This is a genomic window from Dyella sp. S184, assembly GCF_009766065.1.
Lineage (GTDB): Bacteria > Pseudomonadota > Gammaproteobacteria > Xanthomonadales > Rhodanobacteraceae > Rhodanobacter.
On record NZ_LMUE01000012.1, the window covers coordinates 1 to 19512 of the forward strand.

The 19512-nt window shown below is 58.6% G+C and carries 24 protein-coding genes; 22 read left to right on the forward strand and 2 right to left on the reverse strand.

Annotated features, from left to right (window positions below; genetic code table 11):
* Positions 1-123: 123 nt before the first annotated feature.
* On the forward strand, positions 124-699 hold the full coding sequence (locus GSQ75_RS15740) for a hypothetical protein (protein WP_158755837.1): 576 nt from the start codon (positions 124-126) through the stop codon (positions 697-699).
* A 339-nt stretch (positions 700-1038) separates the two neighbouring features.
* Here the strand turns inward: GSQ75_RS15740 and GSQ75_RS15745 are convergent, their stop codons facing one another.
* Complete coding sequence (locus tag GSQ75_RS15745; RefSeq protein WP_158755838.1) at positions 1039-1740, reverse strand: outer membrane beta-barrel protein; 702 nt, start codon at positions 1738-1740, stop codon at positions 1039-1041.
* A 255-nt stretch (positions 1741-1995) separates the two neighbouring features.
* Positions 1996-2385: a hypothetical protein gene (locus GSQ75_RS15750; protein ID WP_158755839.1), complete on the reverse strand. Its 390-nt coding sequence runs from the start codon at positions 2383-2385 to the stop codon at positions 1996-1998.
* 492 nt (positions 2386-2877) lie between these two features.
* Here GSQ75_RS15750 and GSQ75_RS15755 point away from each other — a divergent pair, with 492 nt between their 5' ends.
* The 21 genes from GSQ75_RS15755 (at position 2878) to flgF (ending at position 19437) form a co-directional block, all read left to right on the forward strand.
* Positions 2878-3129: a hypothetical protein gene (locus GSQ75_RS15755; protein ID WP_158755840.1), complete on the forward strand. Its 252-nt coding sequence runs from the start codon at positions 2878-2880 to the stop codon at positions 3127-3129.
* Between the two features lie 2 nt (positions 3130-3131).
* A complete protein-coding gene (locus GSQ75_RS15760) occupies positions 3132-3395 on the forward strand; it encodes a flagellar biosynthetic protein FliQ (protein ID WP_158755841.1) in 264 nt (87 codons plus the stop codon).
* A gap of 16 nt (positions 3396-3411) precedes the next feature.
* Positions 3412-4167, forward strand: coding sequence for a flagellar biosynthetic protein FliR (locus GSQ75_RS15765; RefSeq protein WP_158755842.1), 756 nt, complete (start codon positions 3412-3414; stop codon positions 4165-4167).
* A gap of 2 nt (positions 4168-4169) precedes the next feature.
* Positions 4170-5243: an EscU/YscU/HrcU family type III secretion system export apparatus switch protein gene (locus GSQ75_RS15770; RefSeq protein ID WP_158755843.1), complete on the forward strand. Its 1074-nt coding sequence runs from the start codon at positions 4170-4172 to the stop codon at positions 5241-5243.
* Positions 5240-7312 carry a flagellar biosynthesis protein FlhA gene (locus tag GSQ75_RS15775; RefSeq protein WP_158755844.1) on the forward strand — a complete coding sequence of 691 codons (2073 nt, stop codon included), beginning with the start codon at positions 5240-5242 and terminating at the stop codon, positions 7310-7312. Before GSQ75_RS15770 ends, GSQ75_RS15775 begins: the two co-directional genes overlap by 4 nt.
* A 7-nt stretch (positions 7313-7319) precedes the next feature.
* The gene (locus GSQ75_RS15780) at positions 7320-7997 is read left to right on the forward strand and encodes a flagellar hook basal-body protein (RefSeq protein ID WP_158755845.1); all 678 of its coding nucleotides are present in this window, start codon (positions 7320-7322) and stop codon (positions 7995-7997) included.
* 16 nt (positions 7998-8013) lie between these two features.
* Entirely contained in the window at positions 8014-8781 is a 768-nt protein-coding gene (locus GSQ75_RS15785) for a flagellar hook-basal body complex protein (RefSeq protein ID WP_158755846.1), read from the forward strand.
* 37 nt (positions 8782-8818) lie between these two features.
* Positions 8819-9490, forward strand: coding sequence for a flagellar basal body P-ring formation chaperone FlgA (flgA, locus tag GSQ75_RS15790; RefSeq protein ID WP_158755847.1), 672 nt, complete (start codon positions 8819-8821; stop codon positions 9488-9490).
* A complete protein-coding gene (locus GSQ75_RS15795; RefSeq protein WP_158755848.1) occupies positions 9480-10067 on the forward strand; it encodes a flagellar basal body L-ring protein FlgH in 588 nt (195 codons plus the stop codon). The genes flgA and GSQ75_RS15795 overlap by 11 nt, the downstream gene beginning before the upstream one ends.
* 74 nt (positions 10068-10141) lie before the next feature.
* A complete protein-coding gene (locus GSQ75_RS15800; protein WP_254058611.1) occupies positions 10142-11185 on the forward strand; it encodes a flagellar basal body P-ring protein FlgI in 1044 nt (347 codons plus the stop codon).
* 10 nt (positions 11186-11195) lie between these two features.
* Complete coding sequence (locus GSQ75_RS15805; RefSeq protein ID WP_158755849.1) at positions 11196-11567, forward strand: hypothetical protein; 372 nt, start codon at positions 11196-11198, stop codon at positions 11565-11567.
* Between the two features lie 2 nt (positions 11568-11569).
* Positions 11570-11992: a flagellar basal body rod C-terminal domain-containing protein gene (locus tag GSQ75_RS15810; RefSeq protein WP_158755850.1), complete on the forward strand. Its 423-nt coding sequence runs from the start codon at positions 11570-11572 to the stop codon at positions 11990-11992.
* Positions 11989-12291, forward strand: coding sequence for a flagellar hook-basal body complex protein FliE (gene fliE, locus GSQ75_RS15815; protein WP_216840701.1), 303 nt, complete (start codon positions 11989-11991; stop codon positions 12289-12291). The genes GSQ75_RS15810 and fliE overlap by 4 nt, the downstream gene beginning before the upstream one ends.
* 115 nt (positions 12292-12406) lie before the next feature.
* Positions 12407-13822: a flagellar basal-body MS-ring/collar protein FliF gene (fliF, locus tag GSQ75_RS15820; protein ID WP_158755851.1), complete on the forward strand. Its 1416-nt coding sequence runs from the start codon at positions 12407-12409 to the stop codon at positions 13820-13822.
* Positions 13819-14277: a hypothetical protein gene (locus tag GSQ75_RS15825; protein ID WP_158755852.1), complete on the forward strand. Its 459-nt coding sequence runs from the start codon at positions 13819-13821 to the stop codon at positions 14275-14277. Before fliF ends, GSQ75_RS15825 begins: the two co-directional genes overlap by 4 nt.
* On the forward strand, positions 14274-14924 hold the full coding sequence (locus tag GSQ75_RS15830; protein WP_158755853.1) for a FliH/SctL family protein: 651 nt from the start codon (positions 14274-14276) through the stop codon (positions 14922-14924). Before GSQ75_RS15825 ends, GSQ75_RS15830 begins: the two co-directional genes overlap by 4 nt.
* Positions 14921-16255 carry a FliI/YscN family ATPase gene (locus GSQ75_RS15835; RefSeq protein ID WP_158755854.1) on the forward strand — a complete coding sequence of 445 codons (1335 nt, stop codon included), beginning with the start codon at positions 14921-14923 and terminating at the stop codon, positions 16253-16255. The genes GSQ75_RS15830 and GSQ75_RS15835 overlap by 4 nt, the downstream gene beginning before the upstream one ends.
* The gene (locus GSQ75_RS15840) at positions 16252-16701 is read left to right on the forward strand and encodes a hypothetical protein (protein WP_158755855.1); all 450 of its coding nucleotides are present in this window, start codon (positions 16252-16254) and stop codon (positions 16699-16701) included. Before GSQ75_RS15835 ends, GSQ75_RS15840 begins: the two co-directional genes overlap by 4 nt.
* Positions 16698-17813 carry a hypothetical protein gene (locus GSQ75_RS15845; protein WP_158755856.1) on the forward strand — a complete coding sequence of 372 codons (1116 nt, stop codon included), beginning with the start codon at positions 16698-16700 and terminating at the stop codon, positions 17811-17813. Before GSQ75_RS15840 ends, GSQ75_RS15845 begins: the two co-directional genes overlap by 4 nt.
* Positions 17814-17825: 12 nt before the next feature.
* Positions 17826-18245 (forward strand): flagellar hook capping FlgD N-terminal domain-containing protein, encoded by a 420-nt coding sequence (locus GSQ75_RS15850; protein WP_158755857.1) that lies wholly within the window; start codon positions 17826-17828, stop codon positions 18243-18245.
* Positions 18246-18255: 10 nt separating this feature from the next.
* Complete coding sequence (gene flgF / locus GSQ75_RS15855) at positions 18256-19437, forward strand: flagellar basal-body rod protein FlgF (protein WP_158755858.1); 1182 nt, start codon at positions 18256-18258, stop codon at positions 19435-19437.
* Positions 19438-19512: the final 75 nt, after the last annotated feature.

The following is a 19512-nucleotide window of genomic DNA, read 5'->3' on the forward strand; positions in this document are numbered from 1 at the left end:
AACGCTGGCCTGTCGCTTTGAGCCTAATAGGCGTCGGGCCGTAATGTCAAGTAGGGGATAATCGCCTTATTAAGCGGGTGTGCTGGAAAGACAGATTTTGACCTCGGCGGAGAAAAAATAATTGTGCCGACTCCTCTAGGATTTTCGCCGATAGGTTCACGAGTTCCGAAGTTTAGAGCGTTTGAAGAGAAAATATTACCTCCAGGAATACTTTTAGAGTACTACCTAACAGATCATGATTTCCAAGACGTCCTAGATGGGCACAGCAAAACTCGGAATAGTGCACTCTCTATAACAATGTCTAGAGAAATGTACGGGCATGATTTTAGCGAAGATAATTTTCTTGGAGCTGCCTACTTCAGAAGGGTGGTGGAAGGCAAAAATTTTGGCAAAGACGAAGCTGCTGAAAATGAGAAAAAGAAAGTTGATGCTGAAGCTAATGGAGTGATTCCCCATCTTGCTACTGATGGAAAATGGCTTGGTGTTTTTCTTGATCAGCACGATGCGATCGGCGTGGCATCAATTTCAAACGATGGCTCAAGAAACGTTTTATCTCTTTCGGTGACCGTAAGAGTCAAAAATAGATATATAAAATTGGGATGTGGTCGCGTTGTAAATACAGATGCAGAAATACAACCGTTTGAAAATATATGCTCCAAGTGGGCGAGAGATATTCTGAAATACAATCCTAGTTCTTAAGACTTGTAACGATACGCATCAATCGCGGTCTCCATTTCGCCGTTGAATCAAAAAGCTCAGATTCGCCGTCGAATCAAAAAGCTCAGAGATATTTTCTGACGGACTGTAAGGGTTTGGGCTGATGGTCGAGGCGGTTTTGAGCGCTGGATGAGCTCATCGCAACGACGGTGAAGAGGCGTCACGCAATGTCATCTGCGTCTGAATTTGCCTGGTATACCGCAGCATGTGATCCTGCGCGGATGGTACGTGACCTCTGCGCCACAACAGGGCGCACAAACAACAACGGCCTCCTATTGGAGGCCGTTGTTGTTTGTGCGATCCACCCACGCGTGCCTTGACTTAGAAACGGTATTCCAGGGAGGTGGAGAAGGCGGCGATATTTCTTTTTGCCTTTGTATCGGTGAACCCATTTGGGTTGTCGGTTGAATTGTATTTGATGTTGTAGTCATCGTAGTTCAGGCCGACGCTCACGTTGCTCGTTACGTCGTAACCCACGCCCATGCCGGCGTACCAGCCATTGCGGTAGCTCGTGTTGGAGACTGATGGACCGCCCGGCAGGCCAAAGACATGATCGGGCTCACAGGGGATGAGCGATGTTGTGCAGGCGACGGTGGTGTGTGAGCGCAGCCAACCGGCGTGTGCTGTTACAAACCAGTTGTCGTGGAAGTCGTATTTTCCGTTTGCGCCGACAGTCAGCGCTTTGGGTTGGATGGAGTAGACGCGGTACGGTTCTGAGTAATCTCGCTTGCCCTTGCCAAAATAGGCGTAGCCAATTTCCGGGCCAACAATGCCGTCCCAGCGCCAGCCAAAGCGCAAATTCTGGAATACACCGTTGTCGTGGGTAAGGTCGTCACGGTATTTGGGACGATTGCTTGCCGTCGCATCACGGTATTGTGAGGTGCCGAGATTGCCGGCCACGAAGAAGTTATCGAGCTGGTTGGTATCGGCGTTATTGCCGACTGACGAATCACTCTGGCTGGCCATGCTTGTTGCGGGAACTGCCACAACCATGGCAATAGCCAGGAGCAGTAACTTCTTCATGTGGAACTCCATGTACTTATAGTTGTTGAACCATGCAGGCGAGAAGCCGCTGCGAGCCGCGCAAACTACATGGTTAGAAGAAAATGATGAAGTGCAAAATTTTGCGACGACTTACGACGGAGTCATTGATGACGCTAGATCGCATTACTAATTTCGGTTGGCAAAGGTCAGGCCGCGTGGCCGACCAAGCAAATGTGTGCCGACGCACAGCTGACGCGTCTACCTAAAAGGCTTAGTAACGCCGCTGCTTCTGGCTCAGGACTTCTGCAGCCCGGCGACCATCTCCGCGAACCGCTGCTGAAAACGCGGGTCGGCATCGAGAGTCCTGCCAATCGCATCCACCATGGGCAGGAACTGCGAGTCCTTGCGGAAATCGCTACCGAATTCCCACAACAAGATTTCGCGCAACGCCGGCTCACGGGCGTCGGCAAGCGACTGCGCATCAGCCACATCGACGTGCGCTACCAAGGTGTGGAGGCGCTGGCGCAGTTCGTCGACAGAGTGCGGAACGGACTTAGGCGGTTTCCCGGCTGATTCCTTTGCGGCTATTCCGGTATTGGCGCCCACACCACGGGCCCGGTCGCGTGCCAGGGCACGCAAAGTTTCCAGCAACGAGGATGACGGTGAAATACGGTCGGTCGGCACGGATCTATCCAAAACCTGGTGTGATGTTGGTGAGACGTAGTCTATCCATTCGGATGAGAAGGGGTAGGCGGTCGAAGGATGCAGTTACCTGGTCTTGAGTCGGCCTGTCGTGCTGTTTGCGGCCCGTGGCGTCTTTGTCGGCGCCTAGATGAGCGTGCAAGAAATTACTGTTTATTTGAGCTGAGACCAATGGTTACAAGGGTTCACCCGTCCAAACGCAGCGCAAGAAATCGCTGTAAAAATTGCTATTTGACGAATACGGGACTTGCCTCGTAGGCTCCGCGCCATTGCAGCTCGAGTACCTAGTGGTAGCAGGGATTCGCTTGACAGTGCAGGGGCGCTGTACAGAGGGGCTGATGCAGTAACGTTTGGATGTCCATGTCCAAACGTACAGGGGATGTACGTGTTCGAGATCGTTGAGTGGGGCCGGTACCATCCTGCCCCTGCCGTAAGACCTATCCAGATAGTGCGGCAAAAGTTTAGGCACAGGCAGTGAGTCACGTGCCCAGCCTGGAGCAGTTCGCTGACAAGGACCCGTCGAATCCGGTTCTCTTGTGCGATCGCCACGATCCTGATGACCGTTCGGCGCGCTATGCGCAAAGTGTGCTGTTGCCGGATGACGGGCGGCTAGAGGAGGCGCATGCGCTGGTCGAGGGCATCCTCGCCAGGCAATCCGCCCACGACGTGAACGTGCCGTTGGACTTCGTTGTCCAGCTGCGCGAAATCGTGCGTCCGAAAGGGTAGCCATGGATAGCGATCTCGCCATGCACCTTTTATCGGAGACGCTGCTCACGGCAGCGAAGGTGTCCAGTCCGATCCTGCTGGCGACGCTCGTCGTGGGCGTCGTGATCTCGGTGCTGCAGGTAGTGACGCAGATCCAGGAAATGACTCTGACGTTCATCCCCAAGCTGGTGGTTGTCGTGGCGATGTTCCTGGCCACGGGTGCGTGGATGATGGCGGTGGTGGTGGAGTTTTCCAAGCGGCTGTTCGGCCTGATCGCAGGGATGTGAGTAGGCAGTGAACACGATGGACGTCCAAATCGGTGCGTTTCTACTGGCGATGGCGCGGTTCTCGCCGTTGCTGATGGTGCCTGCTTTCACGCCGTTTGCCTGGGTGCCGGCCTCGATCCGAGTTACGATTCTGCTTGCGCTGGCTATGACGGCGATGGGAGTCAATGCCTCGCCGATACCGCAGATCGGCATGGATGCGCCGTTACCGTTTGTGCTCGCATTGGTGGGCGAGAGCTTGCTCGGTCTGTCGTTCAGTCTGGCCATTGTTTTGCCAGCCGCCGCCTTGGGATTTTCTGCACGTGTCGTCGACATGCAGTCCGGTGTGGCCGCCGCCAGTCTTTTCAACCCATCCACCCACGTCACCGAGTCCTTGATCGGTACGACCGTGCAGTGGGCCGGCATGATGGTGTTCTTCACGCTGGGTATCCATCTGCGGTTGCTGCAAGGCATGGTGGCCTCGATCGACGTCGTCCCCTTGGGCAGTGGACGCATGACGTTGTTGCCCGAAACGTTCATCGCCATGCTGTCGTCGCAGTTTCTGCTCGGCATGATGGTCGTGGCGCCGGTGGTGCTGGGTCTGTTTGCGATCGATCTGGCCGTGGCCTACGCAAGCCGTTCCATGCCTCAGGCCAACGTGTATTTCGTTGCATTGCCGTTGAAGGTATTGGCTGGCTTTGTGCTGCTGGCCGGATCGCTGCGCTTTGCGCCGCAGCTGATTGAACGGCTTTACCGGGATGCGTTTTCGGCGTTGCCAGGCATGGGGGCACGCTGACCGTGGCCGACAACGATCAAAGCAAGACTGAACAACCAACGGCATTCCGCCTTGAGGAAGCGCGTGAGCGGGGACAGGTGCCGCGCAGTACGGAACTGAGCGGCGTGGTCGTGGCTATCGTCTTCAGCATCGCGTTTGCCGGATCCAGCTATACCTTGGCCTCTGCCCTCGCGCATTCGGTCAGCCATACGCTTCTGATGGCCGGCAATGCCCCCGAACCTTCGGCCGGGCTGATGCGATGGCTGGAACAGACATTTCAGCCGGTATGGCAGGCGATGGTACCTATCGCCTTGGCGATGGTCGTGGCCGCCGTCATCGCCAATCTCATGCAAACCGGTCCGACGTTCAGCACGACGCCGCTCGAGCCCGATTTTACGCGGCTCAATCCTGCGCAAGGGATGAAGCGCATTTTCTCGCTACGGGTCTTATGGGAACTCTTCAAGCTGAGCCTGAAGGTGGCATTGATCGCTGGTGTGGTGTGGGCGTTGGCACCTGGCGTCGATCGTCGTGTGGAAGCGGCGGCCTTCTCGGCACCGACGGGCATCGGCCAAGTGCTGCGCTCGACCTATGTGCAGGTGACCACGTGGATGATGGTCTTGATGGGCTTCGTGGCCTTGCTGGATCTGTTTTTCAGCCGCCGCGAATACATCCGCAAATTGCGCATGAGTCGTAACGATCTCAAGGACGAGGTCAAACGGCGCGAGGGCAGTCCGGACATCCGCCAGAAGCGCAAGCGCCTGATCGCGGAACTACTCAAACATTCGCGTTCGGTGCGTCGCGTACCGGATGCCGACATCGTGCTGACCAATCCGACCCACCTGGCGGTGGCACTCAAATACCGCCCCAAGACGATGCGCTCACCTATTGTCCTTTCAAAGGGCGCGGACGCACTGGCCGCACGCATGCGCACCATCGCTGCCAACGCCGGCGTGCCCTGTCTGCGTTCACCGGAACTGACGCGTGCGCTTTTCAAGGAATGCCGCATTGATGAGGCAGTGCCTGCGCACCTTTATATCCAGCTCGCTCCGGTCTATCGCTGGCTGATGAAGCGTCCCGACAACAGGATCTTCTCGTGAATACGCTGTTCGGCCAGCTATGGAGCGGCAAGCGCGATGTGATCCTCGTGCTCGGGATGATCATCATTCTGGTGATCTTGTTCACGCCGATTCCGCCGGCGCTGCTGGATTTCCTCCTGGTGCTCAACTTCACCGGTGCCCTGCTGGTGTTGCTGATCACTTTCTTTACCGATTCACCGCTGACGTTCTCAACGTTCCCTTCGTTGTTGCTGATCACCACGCTGTTCCGTCTGGCGCTGAATATCTCCGCGACCCGCCTGATCCTCGACAGCGGCAACGCCGGTCGCGTGATCAACGCCATCGGTGCCTATGTAGTCGGCGGCAACTACGTGATCGGCCTGGTGGTGTTTCTCATTCTTGTTGTCGTGCAATACGTGGTGGTGACCAGCGGCGCGCAGCGAGTGGCGGAAGTTGCTGCACGATTCACCCTGGATAGCATGCCCGGCAAGCAGATGAGCATCGACGCCGACATGAACATGGGGCTGATCGATCAGCACGAGGCCAAGCGCCGGCGATCCCAAGTCGAGAAAGAGGCAAGCTTCTACGGTGCGATGGATGGCGCGACCAAGTTCGTGAAGGGCGATGCCATCGCCGGCATCATGATTATCGTGATCGATATCATCGGCGGCCTCGCCGTCGGCATGGTCCAGCACAGTATGGCGTGGGGCGATGCTGCGCATCGCTACACCCTGTTGACCGTAGGCGACGGTATCGTCACGCAGATCCCGTCGCTGGTGATTGCGGTGGCGACCGGCATCATCATCACGCGTGCGGCCTCGGACGAGCATCTCGGTACCGAGATTGCGCGTCAGGTGCTCTCCAATTCGCGCACCTTGCTGATCGTGGCGCTTTCGCTGGCTGGATTGTTGTTCCTTCCTGGTTTGCCCGCATGGCCGGTCTTACTGGTTCTAATCGGTGTCGTGGGCTTGACGGTGTATGCGGCGCGAGCCACGCCCGAAGCCCCGAAAAGCGCCGAGGAGGTCATCGAGCCGACAGAGAAGCGAGCCGAAGAGGACCTGTACAAGCTGCTGACGGTCGAGGCGATCGAAATCCATCTCAGCAGCGCGATTGCGACGGCCTACAAGACACGCGGCCTGGATCTCGGCGATCGCATCGCAACGTTTCGCAAGCAATTCGCGCTGGATGCGGGTTTCATCTTGCCCAAGGTGAAGACCATCCAGGATCTGCCGCTGGCAGAGGATACCTACGAGCTGTTCGTGCAGGGCTCACGGGTAGGCCGCGGCGAATTGCGTTTTGATGCTCTTCTGGCCATCAATCCGGGTGGAAAGCGGCCGCGACTGGAAGGTCGCGAGACCCGCGATCCAGCGTATGGGCTACCCGCGCTTTGGATCAATCCGGAGCAGCGCCAGTACGCGCGCGGGGCTGGCTACACCCTGGTCGATCCGGAGACGGTATTGATCACGCATCTTGGCGAAGTGGTCAAGCGCCATGCGCCCGATCTGCTTACCCGTGCTGAGACCGAACGCCTGGTGACACGCGTGCGCGAACAGCAGGCATCACTGGTCGATGAGCTGATTCCCGGCGTGATGTCCTATACCGATGTGCAGAAGGTCTTGCAGCAGCTGTTGCGCGAGCAAGTCAGTATTCGCAATATCGTGACCATCCTTGAAGTACTGGTGGATGCCGGCAAGACGATCAAGCTGACCGAGGATCTCGTCGAACGTGTGCGTGAACGACTCGGTCCGACGATCTGTCAGCGCGTGAGCGACGCCAAGGGCGAACTGCATGTCTTGACGCTGGCGCCGGAGCTCGAACGCGCCATCACTTCCGCCGTACGTCAACGTGAAGGCGCGGGCATCCTGGTTGGCGAGGTAGGACAGCTCGAGGCTCTGCTGAGTGGATTGGCCAAGCATTCCGAAGCCATGATGACGCGCAACCATCTGCCGGTTCTGCTTTGTCCGAGTCCGGTGCGACGCCATCTGCGCGCGTTGATTCAACGCAGCCTTCCCCACGTCACCGTCCTGGGTATCAACGAAGTGCCTTCCACCGTCGTGGTCAAGGCCTTCGGTACCGTCACTGCCGCTACCACCGCTGCCGCTGCCGCATGAGGAGCTCATGAGCAATATCGTTTCTGCTATCTCGCGCTATCTGAGCAATGACGTTGAAGCGCTCAACGTCGTCAGCCAGAACGTGGCCAATATGGGCACGGCCGGCTATCGCACCGAACGCCTGAAACCTGATTTCAAAACGGGCATGCTTGATGCGACGCCGACCCTCGATCTCACCGACGGAAGCCTCAACGTCACGCGCAATTCGCTCGATCTGGCGATCCAGGGAAAAGGTTTTTTTGTCGTCGACGTGGGCGGCCAGCAAATGCTGACACGCGACGGTCAGTTCCATATTGATGCGGATCAGCAGCTGGTCGATGCATCCGGACATCCGGTCATGGGCCAGTCCGGGCCGATCACGCTGACCCAGCCGGGAGTGCATATCAATGCCGCCGGCGAAATCACCAGCGGCAAGGACAGCATCGACACCTTGCGCATCGTCGCGGTCGGTACGCCCAGTGCGTTGCGCGAAACCGGCGGTGGCCTCTACAGCTATGCAGGCGCTGAAGCGGATTTCGACGGCAGCATTCATCAGGGCGCGTTGGAGAAGTCCAACGTCGATGCGAGTACCGAGATGGTGCGAATGATGGAACTCACGCGCCATGCGCAATCCGTACAGCGTGCCATCGCAGCCTATGACGAGGCCATGCAGGCGGGCATCAACCATATTGGCGACAACAGCTAAGACTTGAGGACTGACCATGATTGATGCACTCGCTATCGCGACCGCTGGCATGAAGAGCCAGGAATTGCAGATCAACACCCTGTCGAACAATCTCGCGAACATGCAGACGCCGGGCTACAAGTCCCAGCGTGTGGCGTTCGGTGACATCGCGGTGATCACGCCCTCTCAGGTGGAGGCGGGGCTCAGCCCGGAACATACCGGCGCCGGTTCAGAGATCCTCTCCACCACGTCGATGTTCTCCCAGGGCACCATGTCTCAGACGGGCAACACCTGGGACATGGGTATCCAGGGAAGCGGATTTTTTGAGGTTGTCGATGTCAGCGGCAACCACCTATACACCCGCAACGGCCAGCTGCACGTCGATAGCGACGGTTACCTGGCTGACGTCGCTGGAAATCGGCTGGCCCAGAATATCCAGATCTCGCCGGACGCCAGCAACATCACGGTCAACGCCAACGGGCAGATCTACGCAAATATTGGCGGCAGTACCACCCAGACCCTGTTGGGTACGTTCGAGCTGAGCACGTTTCCATCGCCGGAAGGTTTGCAGGCGGTAGGCAATAACGATTACGTGGCCACGCAGGCATCCGGCGATCCGAGTGCGGCGAAACCGAACGCGGACGGGATAGGCTCGATCATGCAGGGCATGTTGGAAGGCTCCAACGTCGACCTGGACAATGAAATGTCGACGCTGATGATCGCGCAGCGTGCTTATCAGCTCAATGCACGTGTGCTGCAGGCGTCGGATCAGATCCTCGACACCATCAATAACCTGCGCCAATAAGATGTTCAGATGCCTGCTCGCATCGGGATTGCTGCTGGTGTCGCTGTCTAGCACGGCGGCAGCATCGTTCCAGCATGTCACGGCCCAACGCATGGTTGCCGTCGCGCGCGCGCGGATTGATGCCCAGCTGGGCGATGCGCGTGGAACGGCGCAGGTGACCGTCGTGGGTACACCGGAGGACGTCGTTGTATCGTCCGGCGCCATCGCGTTGAAGGCAGGTGAGCTGAAGGGAAAGTGGCCGCGTGCCCGTGTGGGGGTGCCGGTGATCGTCGAGGTGGATGGTCAAACGGTGCGCTCGGCAACGGTCTGGTTCGCACTGAGCGTGCCGGGGCCGGTGCTCGCTTATGCCAGCGATGCGCCGCTCGGCAAGACGGCCGCGTCGCTCAAGTTCGTGCCGCGCAGCGCAGATGTCGCCCAGGTGCAGGGCGATCTGGTACGTGATCCGCAGGATGTGGCAGGGATGCGCTTGCGCCACGCGGTCACCGCCGATGCCGTAGCGATACGCGAAGACTTCGAACGCGTGCCCGACGTGGATCGCCAGCAGAGGGTCCAGGTATCCGTCGCCTATGGATCTATCCACCTGGAAGGGCGGGGCATCGCCACGGGCCAAGGAAGTGTTGGCGACGTAGTGTCTGTGTTGGTCGATGGTGCTGAAACACCGGTGCGCGCGCGCATCACCGATAAGGGAGCGGTAGAAGTTGTCCAGTAAATATTTCCTGATCGCATGTCTTGCGTGGCTGTCGGTGCCCGTGCCAGCGCATGCGCAGACTTCCGGCTCAATGATCAACCCGGACACCTACCGTGGCCTGGTTGCCGATCGTCGAGCGCATCAAATCGGCGATACGTTGACCGTGATTGTCACCGAGACCGCGAGCGCCAGTGCAAGCGCCAATACGGACGCTAACAGTAGCGTGCAACTCGGCGCCAACACCCAGACCCATAGTGGCAGCCACAGCTATGGGCTGGGCCTCTCCGGAGACGATGCAGGTCAGGGCAAGACATCGCGTGCTGGTGCGCTGCAGGCGCAGCTGGCGGTGCGCGTCATCGCGGTGGAGGGCGATGGCATGCTGCGTATTCACGGTGCACAGACCGTGGCGATCAATGGCGAAAAGCAGCAATTCGTGCTTACCGGGCTCGTGCGCTCGGAAGATATTTCTTCGAACAACACGATTCTGTCCAATCGTATCAGCGAGGCGAATATTGAATTCACCGGTCGCGGCGACATCTCCGAAGCGCAGAAACATAGCGTCCTCTATCGCATCACCCGCTGGCTGGGGCTGATATGAGACGTATTCTGCTGGGTCTGCTTTTTGCCTTGCTCCCCTGCGCCGCGGCGTGGGCCGGCGGGGACGGCTATAGCGTGCGTTTGAAGGAAATCGCCCGGGTCGAAGGCGTGCGCGACAATGCGCTTACCGGGTACGGCATTGTGGTGGGGCTTGCCGGCACGGGTGACACCAGCAAGAACCGGCTGACCATTCAGTCGGTCGCCAATACGCTCAGCCACTTTGGCGTCAACATCAGCCCGGATGATCTCAACAGCCGCAACGTCGCGGCCGTCATGGTCACGGCGACACTGCCGCCGTTTGCAGAGTCCGGGCAAAAGCTTGATGTATCGGTGTCCTCGCTGGGTGATGCGCGCAGCCTCGCCGGCGGCGTTTTGATGCTGACCCCTTTGAATGGCCCAGATAACAAGATGTATGCGCTGGCACAAGGTGCATTGTCCGTCGGCGGCTATGAGGTCAGGGCATTCGGCAGCTCCGAGCAGAAGAACCACCCGACCGTCGGTCGTGTACCGGATGGCGCGTCGGTCGAACGCGAAGCGCCTTTGGGCCTAGGCAGTGATGGCCGCACGCTCGATGTGGTGCTTTATCAACCCGATTTCACCACCGCCGAGCGCGTTGCCGAGTCGCTGCGTCGCAACGCGGGCGTGGAAGCGGTTGCCGAGCATGCCGGAAAGATCCGAGTGACCTTTGCGACACCCCCGACCGATTTGGTCCGCACCATCTCAACGATCGAAAACGTCCTTGTGACCCCTGATCAGATGGCTCGCGTCGTCGTCAATGAGCGCACAGGCACGGTGGTATCCGGTGGCGACGTGCGGTTGGGTGCAGTGACGATTTCCCAGGGTGACCTGCGCATCGTGGTACAGACCGATTACATGGTTTCGCAGCCAGACGGCGTGCTGGTCAACCCTTCGCGCAACATTGGTACGGCCGTCGTTCCACAGGCCAATATCAATGTCCAGGATCCGGAGGCGAAGCTGGTCAATATTCCCAATGGCGCCACCGTGGGTGACCTGATTGCCGCGTTGCGCGCCATACACCTGACCACGCGCGATGTGATCACCATCCTGCAATCGATCAAGGACGCCGGCGCTCTGCACGGCGAACTGATCATTCAATGAGGAAGTGTTTATGGATTTGACTACCGAAGCGGTTCGTCTGGGCATCAGCATGGCGCGGGTGCGTGCTGAAATTGCCAGCGACAACATCGCCCACGTCGACGTGCCGGGCTATCGTGCGCAGCGCGCGGATTTCTCGAGTGCGGTAGGTCTGCTGCATCAGGCGGTGACGCAACCGTCGCTGGACAGCGATAGCTTGGAAACGATCACGCCGGCCACGCTGCGCGCCTCCACACGCTTCGCGAATGCCGATCCGAACGCGTCGGTAAATCTGGACAGCGAAGTGGCCGAACTGGAGACCGCGAGCGTGGATTTCCAGTCATTGTCGACGGTGATGTCACGGCGCTTTGCCCTGATGCAATTAGCACTGACGGGAGGGAATTAAAAATGTCCGTCGATTCGATTCTTGCGGCTTCGCGGTTTGGTCTGGCATTCGAGCGTCTGCGACTGGAAGCGGCCAGTCAAAACATCGCAATCGCCAATACACCGAATGCCCCCGGACACCCTGCACGACTGATGCGTGCCGTGGCTCCCTATGAAGCCGGCTTCGACGCGGCGGTCGGCGCGACTGGCCAGGGTTCTTCGTCCGAACCCATGCTGGTCGCGATGAACGCTGCGCCGCGTGAGGTACATGATCCATCGGATCCGATGGCCGACAAGAACGGCATGGTCAGCTATCCGGGTGTCGATATGGTGCAGGAAATGAGCACGCTGGTTGAAGCGAGCCGTGCCTACGAAGCCAACATCCGGGCGTTCAACACGCTGCGCGGGATGGCGCTGCATGCGCTGGACATTGGAGGTGAATCGTGAGTATTACCCCCATCGCGCCCCTCTCGATCGGTCAAATTGGCCTGCCGGAAGGCGGCATCGCTGACGTCGCGCAGAGCGGGCCGCAATTCATGCAGATGGTCGGTTCGGCGGTCGATGGACTGAATGGCAGCCTGAATGATGCCGATGCATCGGCTCGCTCGCTTGCTGCGGGTGGGAACGTGCCCGTGCACGACGTGATGATCGCCATGGAACATGCGCATCTTCAACTGCAATTTGCGGTTGAGGTCCGTAACCGGCTTCTTTCCGCCTACGAGAATCTGACGAACATGCAGGTGTAGGAGCAAGGAACATATTTGGTATTTCGGATCCGACCGAAATGCCTTTTCAACCGGATCGGTAGATTCGGGCAGGAACGATGGGTTTGTATCCCGCAGAGGGATTTTTGGAGTAGGTATGCGGCAGTTCTTTGTATCGATGTCTCGAGGCTCGCGCGTCGCGTTTGCGGCGTGCCTGCTGTTGATCGCGTTGGTGATCGGTGGCGCGGCTTGGTGGATTGCGCATCCACCTTACGGGGTATTGTTCGGTGATCTGCGCCAATCGGATGCCGCGGAAATCACCTCCACCCTTGGCCAGATGCAGGTGCCGTATCGCCTGACTGACGAGGGAAAGACCATCCTGGTGCCGAACGATCAGGTCTACGAAACTCGCATGAAGCTCGTCGCGCAGGGCGTACCTAAAGGTGGCAGCGTAGGTTTCGAGCTCTTCAAGGACTCCGATTATGGGGTGACTGAATTCGCTCAAAAGGTCAACTTTCAACGTGCACTTCAGGGCGAACTGGAGCGGACCATCGATTCGCTGGACGAGGTCACTTCGTGCCGTGTGCACCTGACGATCCGTCACACGGATTTGTTTGAACGTGACCAAGAGGCCTCCAAGGCGTCGGTGACCTTGAGTCTTCGGCCACAGAAGCATCTTGATGCGCGCAGTGTGGCCGGTATCCAGCGCTTGGTGGCTTCTGCCGTCGACGGCTTGAGTCCGGAATCGGTGGTGGTGCTCGATGACAAGGGTGTGGCGTTGTCCGGTTATGCCGCCGATGGGCAAGGTGGCGCTCTCGGAGGCGATCAACTCGACCGGGAAGCCAAGTTGGAAACGCAGATGCGCGAGCGCGTCGGCGAACTATTGCATCGTGTGATGCTGACCAATGACTTTACCGTTTCGGTCGATGTGCGTCTTAACTATGACCACGTCAAACAGGTCAGTGAACGGTTGATTGCCCAAGGCAAGGATGGCAATGGACTGCTCGTGCACGAAAAGACCAACTCAAGCGGCCGGATACCTGATAGCAGCGCCGATACGGATCATGTGGCCACCGGCCCGACAAGCAGTAGCAACGACCGTGATCTCGAATATGCGCACGGACGCGAGCAGGAAGAGGTCGAGCAGGCACCGGGCCGCATTGACCGCATCTCCGTGGGCATTGTCATTCCCTCGACGCTGCCCCAAAGCGAGATCAACAAGTTATCGGATGTCGTGTCCGCGGCACTGGGCCTGGATGCCTCGCGTGGCGATAAAGTGGACATCGCCGCGATCGCGGCGCCGGAGCCCGTAGAGGCCGCTGCGCCTGCAGCTCTCGTGGCGCTGCCCGCTGCCGATGCTGCTTTACCCGATACCGCGGCGACCGCGCCGGCTCAAGTAGTCGATATCGTTTCGCCGAAGTGGGTTTTTCCCGTGGCGGCGGTGCTGATCATCTTTCTTCTTATCGCTATCTCCAAAGCGCGCACCAGCGTACCGCCTCGCCTCTCGGCGCCGCAGCGTGAAGAAGCGCTGGCGCGGCTGCGCCGCTGGATCGAAACGGTAGAGACGGAATGATCAATAAGGTGGGTGTCCGTAAAGCGGCTTTGGCCCTGGCTTCCATGCATCCGGCGGATCGGCGCTGGATGCTGGCGCATATGCCGCCGGCCTGGCGCCCATCGCTCAATGCGCTGATTGGCGAAGCGCAGACGCACGTGTCGATCGATCCGGAACTGCTGCAGGCGGCCTTGGCCGACGAGCATGAACAATTTGAGCATGATCTGCCCACGCCCGACATCCTGATCGTGTTGCTGGATCGCTTGGCCAGTCATTGGGTTGCCCGTGTTTTGGTGGCTGTCGTTCCCGACCATGCGGAAATTTATTTGGCGACGTGCGACAAAAATCGTGGCGAAGCCATCCGTCGCGAAATGATGCGATTGCCCAACCCCTTTCCCACTTCCTTGGCGCATGCCATGGCTTGCTACCTGGGAGAGGCGGGTCATGCCGTCCGATCGAGCGGGGCCGCGCCGTGATCCGTCGGCTTGGGACGGATGCCGTACTTGAAACGATCGGGCGTCGTTTGGTCGCGGGCGGCCGCGAGGTGCCGCCTTTCGTGGCACCCGTGCATGCGGAGGATCCGAGTGGTACGCAAGCGTATCGAAGCGGGTACGCCCAAGGTTTCGAAGCAGGTGAACAGGACGGCCTACGGACGGTCGAAGCATACAAACAGCAAATCGAAACGGACGCACGTGCGAGGCTCGATGCTGCCTTGCAGGATCTGAGCCGTGAGCGTGAGCGTCTTGCCAGCTGTGCCGAGGGGCTCGGAGACGCTTTAGACCGCTACGGTGCGGCATTAGAAGACATGGCCTTCGAGATAGCGTTGGCCTCTCTGGCACGGTCGTTTGGAGAAATGTCGGGTGACCATGCCTTGCTGCGGCGATTGTGCACGCAGATGGTGGAGGAGCATCGGGCAAAGGCCGTGAGCCTGCGGGTTTCGACAGGGGATCGGGCCGTCTTGCCTGAGCACATTAGTGGTCTGGAGGTCATCGAGGACGCGGGGTTGGCCGACGGGGAATGTCGCATCGAAACCTCACACGGCCATGTGGAAACCTCGATGGCTATGCGTCTGGAGGCGATTGTCGCAACGATGCTCGACACCTTGCGGACGACGCGTCCATGAGCGCTGTGGAAACCATCAGCCGCTACCGTGAACTGCTCGCGCAGCGACCGTTTTCGCACGGGTATGGCGTGCTGCTTGGTTTCAATGGCCTCGTCATCGAAGCGATCGGTCCGGACGTCAAGATCGGCGAGCTTTGCGAAATCGAGGATAGTGGGCAAGATCGGCCTATTCGCGCCGAAGTCGTCGGGTTTCGCGAAGGGCGCGTTTTGTTGATGCCCTTCGGTCATCTTCGTGGGGTATCGGCAGGATCGCGAATTCGCTCGCTGGGCCATACGCTGCAGGTACCGGTTGCGCGGGCCATGATCGGGCGGGTGCTGGATGCTTTTGGTGCGCCCTTGGACAGTGGGCCGGCCATCGAGGCCGAAGACTATCGCGCCGTACAGCGTTCGCCGATCAATCCCTTGCAGCGGGCACCCTTGGACGAGGTTCTGGAAACCGGCGTCAGGGCGATCGATGCCGTCTTGCCCTTCGCCAAGGGACAACGCGTCGGCGTGTTCGCAGGTAGCGGTGTGGGCAAGAGCACCTTGCTCGGGATGATGGCTCGACATGTCCGCGCGGATGTCGTGGTGGTAGCGATGGTCGGTGAGCGCGGGCGCGAAGTGGGCGATTTTCTGCAGGAAGCTTTGGGGCACGATGGACTGCAGCGCTCAGTGATGGTGGTAGCGACGGCCGATCAACCGGCATTGGTACGCACCCACGCCGTGCACGCGGCGCATGCGGTGGCGGAGTTCTTTCGTGACCAGAAATTGGATGTGCTGTTGATCGTGGACTCGATCACCCGCTTTGCGATGGCGCAACGCGAAGTCGGCCTGGCAGTCGGCGAGCCGCCGACATCCCGGGGCTACCCACCTTCGGTTTTCAACTTGCTTCCGCAAATCCTCGAGCGGGGAGGGCGGGTACGCAACAGCGGCTCGATCTCGGCCATCTACAGTGTGCTCGTCGAGGGCGATGACATGAATGAACCGGTCGCCGATCACATGCGGGCCATCTTGGACGGTCATGTGGTGCTATCGCGTGATCTTGCGGCTCGTGGTCAGCTGCCGGCCATTGACCTGCTCACCAGCGTCAGCCGATTACTGTCGCGAGTGGCGGACAAAGAAGAGCGCCAGCTTATTCTGCGCACCAAGGCTATCGTCTCCACCTACGAAACGTCCCGTGACCTGGTGGATATGGGGGCCTACCAGGCCGGAACAAATCCGGCGCTGGACGAAGCCATCGCGATGCATCCGCGTATCGTAGAATGTTTCCGTCAGGAGCCGTCGCAATCGTCATCGCGCCGCGAAAGCATTGAAGCTCTGAGAAGTATCGTGACAGGGGGAGGGCGATCATGAAGCAACAAAAGTTGCACGCGTACCATGTCCTCCTGCGAATGGTGCGGGTACGCGAACTCCGTGCTTCTGCGGTTTTAAGCGAAGCGGCCGGCAAGGAGCGCACCTGTCAGTCGCGTCTTGACGACGTATTGGCTTCACGCGATGCGATATCGGCAGCCCATGGTCGATGTGTACAGAGCACCTCTACGGTCGATATGGGCCGTTATGAAATGCTTTCACTGCTCGACGGTGCCTACGCAGCGAAGCAGCAATCGGTGTCGAGCGAACTTACCGATGCCACGCTCGCGCGAAAGGATCGCGCGAGCGAGAACCTGTTGGCCAAGCGCTATCGCGAACGGGTGGGTGCACATGTCGATCAGCTGGATGGGGAGCTACATCGGGAGCGCGCCGCTAAGGCGCAGGAAGAATCTGTTGAACTGTGGCTGGAAAGCCGGAAGGGGCTATGACAGACGTCTCCAGTATTGATGCATCCTACCGTCAACATCATTTCGGCAGTGGGCGTTCGCCGCTCCATGATTTTGCCGATGAGTTGATGAAGGGTGCCAGAAAAGCATCCTCCATTGTGCCCAGTGCGGGTCACGCGGTGACGTCATCTTTCGCCACGGCAGAAAGCAGTTCTGAGTTGGTCAAGAGTGATCTCAAAGCACTCCCGGCGGCGCCAGTGGGGGTTCGCGTCGCAGTGGCTCCCTCCGTTGCTTCGACAAGCACTTCTACGGCACCGGTCAAGGGCGTCCTCGAATTGCCACCAAGCACCTTGGAGCCGATACGTCCGGTAGTGGTTCCTGCGGCTGGTCCAGCAGGGACGCCCGTTGAACCGGTCAAAGGGATTCTTCAGGCGCCCACGGGTGTTCCAGTCGCTCCCGTTCGCGTCTCGGCCATGCCTGTCGCCTCACCAGAAGACCCCGCCGCGCCCGCGGATCCCACCGTGATCGCGCAAACGGACGTTGCGGCTGATGAGGTTCCTGTGGAAGTTGCTCCCATGATGACCACGCAGGAACAAATACAGTTGAACACGGTGGTTCAGCCCACCGGGGTGACCGAAGCATTACTCGGTTCTCGCGTGTACGGTGTGCATCTCCTTGCGGGAGCCTATCTTTCCGAATTGGTCGTTTCGGAAAGTGAGAGGGAGTTCACCGGGCCACGCTCCGAGGCACCGCCATTGACGGAAAGTACGGTGCCACAGGAACTCGCCGCGGCTTCTTCATTATTAGACGTCAATATACCCACCCCGGATGAATCGCTACCGACGCAGGCTGCAGTGAGCGCGATCGATTTACTCCTCGACAGTGAGCCGTCTATGCCGACGGACGATATCGCGTTGACGAACGCTGTGGTGTCCGATGGAACCTCCACACTGCTTTGGTCCGAACGTTCCTTGCGCTTCACTCCGCAGCGTGACGGGACAGCCATCGCCTGGGTACGCGATTACCGTCTGGAGAGTCATGAAATGCCCCGGTTGATGGAGGCCCTGCGAGGGGAGGCCAAAGCCAAGGGTATGTCGTTGAACAAAATCATGTTGAACGGTCGCGAAGCCTGGTCTTCGCATAGCAATCAGTGAACGAGGAGCGTCATGTCAGTCCAGGCTATCGGTAGCACATTGAGTACAGCGAACTCGGCGACACCGTCCAGCGCCAGTATCAGTGAGCAGAATTTTATCCAGCTGTTCGTCAGCGAATTGCAGTTCCAGGATCCGATGGAACCGCTGGATAACAGTCAGTTCCTTACCCAGCTTTCGCAATTCGTTGGTATTGAGCAACAAAGCGAAGAGGTGACGGGAATTAATAACTTGCTTACCTTGGGTGCTTCGGAGCAGCCCTTGGACTTGCTGTCCCACACCGTCGAGATTGCCAATGCCGATGGCTCGACAACGACCGGTACGGTGACCGGTGTTCAGTACAGTACGAATGGAGCACAACTTACAGTGACTGCTTCAGGCAATAACGTATTAACCAACGTCAATCTGTCGCAGATTCAGGTCGTCTCACCCTAAGGAGGAAGCCATGTCATACAACCTCATGCAAGCGTTGTACACCAGCGTCACGGGCCTCAATGGATTTTCGCAGAGCCTGGATACCATCGGTAACAACATCAGCAATATGAATACTCCAGGATTCTGGGGTAGCGAGTCCTTTTTCGAAAACCTTGCGGGCGATATTGGAACCTCGATCGCCGGTACGGGCATGGATACGAGTCAGGGCGATATCGAACAGACCAACACGGCGACGGACGTGGCGATTAACGGGCAGGGACTTTTCGTTCTTAAGGATCCCCAAGGCAATCTTTATTACACGCGCTCTGGCCAATTTGAACTCAACTCATCCGGTCAGTTGGTTGATTCGGTCAATCAGTACGTGGTTCAAGGTTACGATTCATCCGGAAATTTTGGCGACATGAATATTTCCAGCCTTCAGACGTTACCGGCCAAACCCACGACCACGGTCAATTTGACGGGCAATCTGTCCAGCTTGGACCCCACCGACAGCGTCAGCAACATTGTTGTTTACGATGCTCAGGGGACGCCGGAAACGCTGACGATGACGCTGACCAACAACAACCCGTCGGGGGCGAGTTCGACGACGAATAGCTGGAGCGTGGTCCTTACCGATAGCAGTGGCAACACCGTCGGTAGCGGCACGATCAGTTTTGGTACCGATGGCACTCCCTTGGCCGGTTCCAACACGATCACCATGACAGGCGTCCTCGATGATGCGTCTCAGTCGATCACTTTCAATTTTGGTACCCCTGGAAGTCTGAGTGGGGCAACCAGCCTTGGCGGTACGGCGACAAGTCTCGCCGCGCAGGTGGTGGATGGAAACGCACCCGTGGGTCTTTCCTCCGAATCCTTCAACACGGATGGCGTGCTTGAGCTCACCTATGCCAACGGACAGACCGTAGCGGGCCCTCAGCTTGCTTTGGCGTCGTTCACAAACGAAGCCGCCATGCAGATGATTCAGGGCAATCTCCTGTTGGCGCCACAAAACGAGATCGCGCAAATGGGCACGGCCAACAGCGGGATTTTCGGTCAGGTTGAAGGAAGCAGCCTTGAGATGTCAAACGTGAATCTCACTCAGGAATTGGCCGACATGATCGTGATCCAGCGGGGCTATCAAGCCAGCTCCCGCGTGATGACGGTAGCCAGCGACATGCTGCAGCAGCTCTATGAAGCGACTCAAGGTAACTAAAGCATGACGAGTGAGATTCGCTTTGGCTGGCTCGGTGAGGCGCGACGTGCCGCACTGCGCACATCGATCGCTGCA

Bases quoted from the DNA above. Each gene is read 5' to 3' on its own strand.
- GSQ75_RS15780 (WP_158755845.1), top strand. From the start codon at position 7,320: ATGAGCAATATCGTTTCTGCTATCTCGCGCTATCTGAGCAATGACGTT.
- GSQ75_RS15760 (WP_158755841.1), top strand. From the start codon at position 3,132: ATGGATAGCGATCTCGCCATGCACCTTTTATCGGAGACGCTGCTCACG.
- GSQ75_RS15850 (WP_158755857.1), top strand. From the start codon at position 17,826: ATGTCAGTCCAGGCTATCGGTAGCACATTGAGTACAGCGAACTCGGCG.
- GSQ75_RS15825 (WP_158755852.1), top strand. From the start codon at position 13,819: ATGATCAATAAGGTGGGTGTCCGTAAAGCGGCTTTGGCCCTGGCTTCC.
- GSQ75_RS15785 (WP_158755846.1), top strand. From the start codon at position 8,014: ATGATTGATGCACTCGCTATCGCGACCGCTGGCATGAAGAGCCAGGAA.
- GSQ75_RS15840 (WP_158755855.1), top strand. From the start codon at position 16,252: ATGAAGCAACAAAAGTTGCACGCGTACCATGTCCTCCTGCGAATGGTG.
- fliF (WP_158755851.1), top strand. From the start codon at position 12,407: ATGCGGCAGTTCTTTGTATCGATGTCTCGAGGCTCGCGCGTCGCGTTT.
- GSQ75_RS15835 (WP_158755854.1), top strand. From the start codon at position 14,921: ATGAGCGCTGTGGAAACCATCAGCCGCTACCGTGAACTGCTCGCGCAG.
- GSQ75_RS15745 (WP_158755838.1), bottom strand. From the start codon at position 1,740: ATGAAGAAGTTACTGCTCCTGGCTATTGCCATGGTTGTGGCAGTTCCC.
- GSQ75_RS15805 (WP_158755849.1), top strand. From the start codon at position 11,196: ATGGATTTGACTACCGAAGCGGTTCGTCTGGGCATCAGCATGGCGCGG.
- flgF (WP_158755858.1), top strand. From the start codon at position 18,256: ATGTCATACAACCTCATGCAAGCGTTGTACACCAGCGTCACGGGCCTC.
- GSQ75_RS15765 (WP_158755842.1), top strand. From the start codon at position 3,412: ATGGACGTCCAAATCGGTGCGTTTCTACTGGCGATGGCGCGGTTCTCG.
- GSQ75_RS15845 (WP_158755856.1), top strand. From the start codon at position 16,698: ATGACAGACGTCTCCAGTATTGATGCATCCTACCGTCAACATCATTTC.
- GSQ75_RS15810 (WP_158755850.1), top strand. From the start codon at position 11,570: ATGTCCGTCGATTCGATTCTTGCGGCTTCGCGGTTTGGTCTGGCATTC.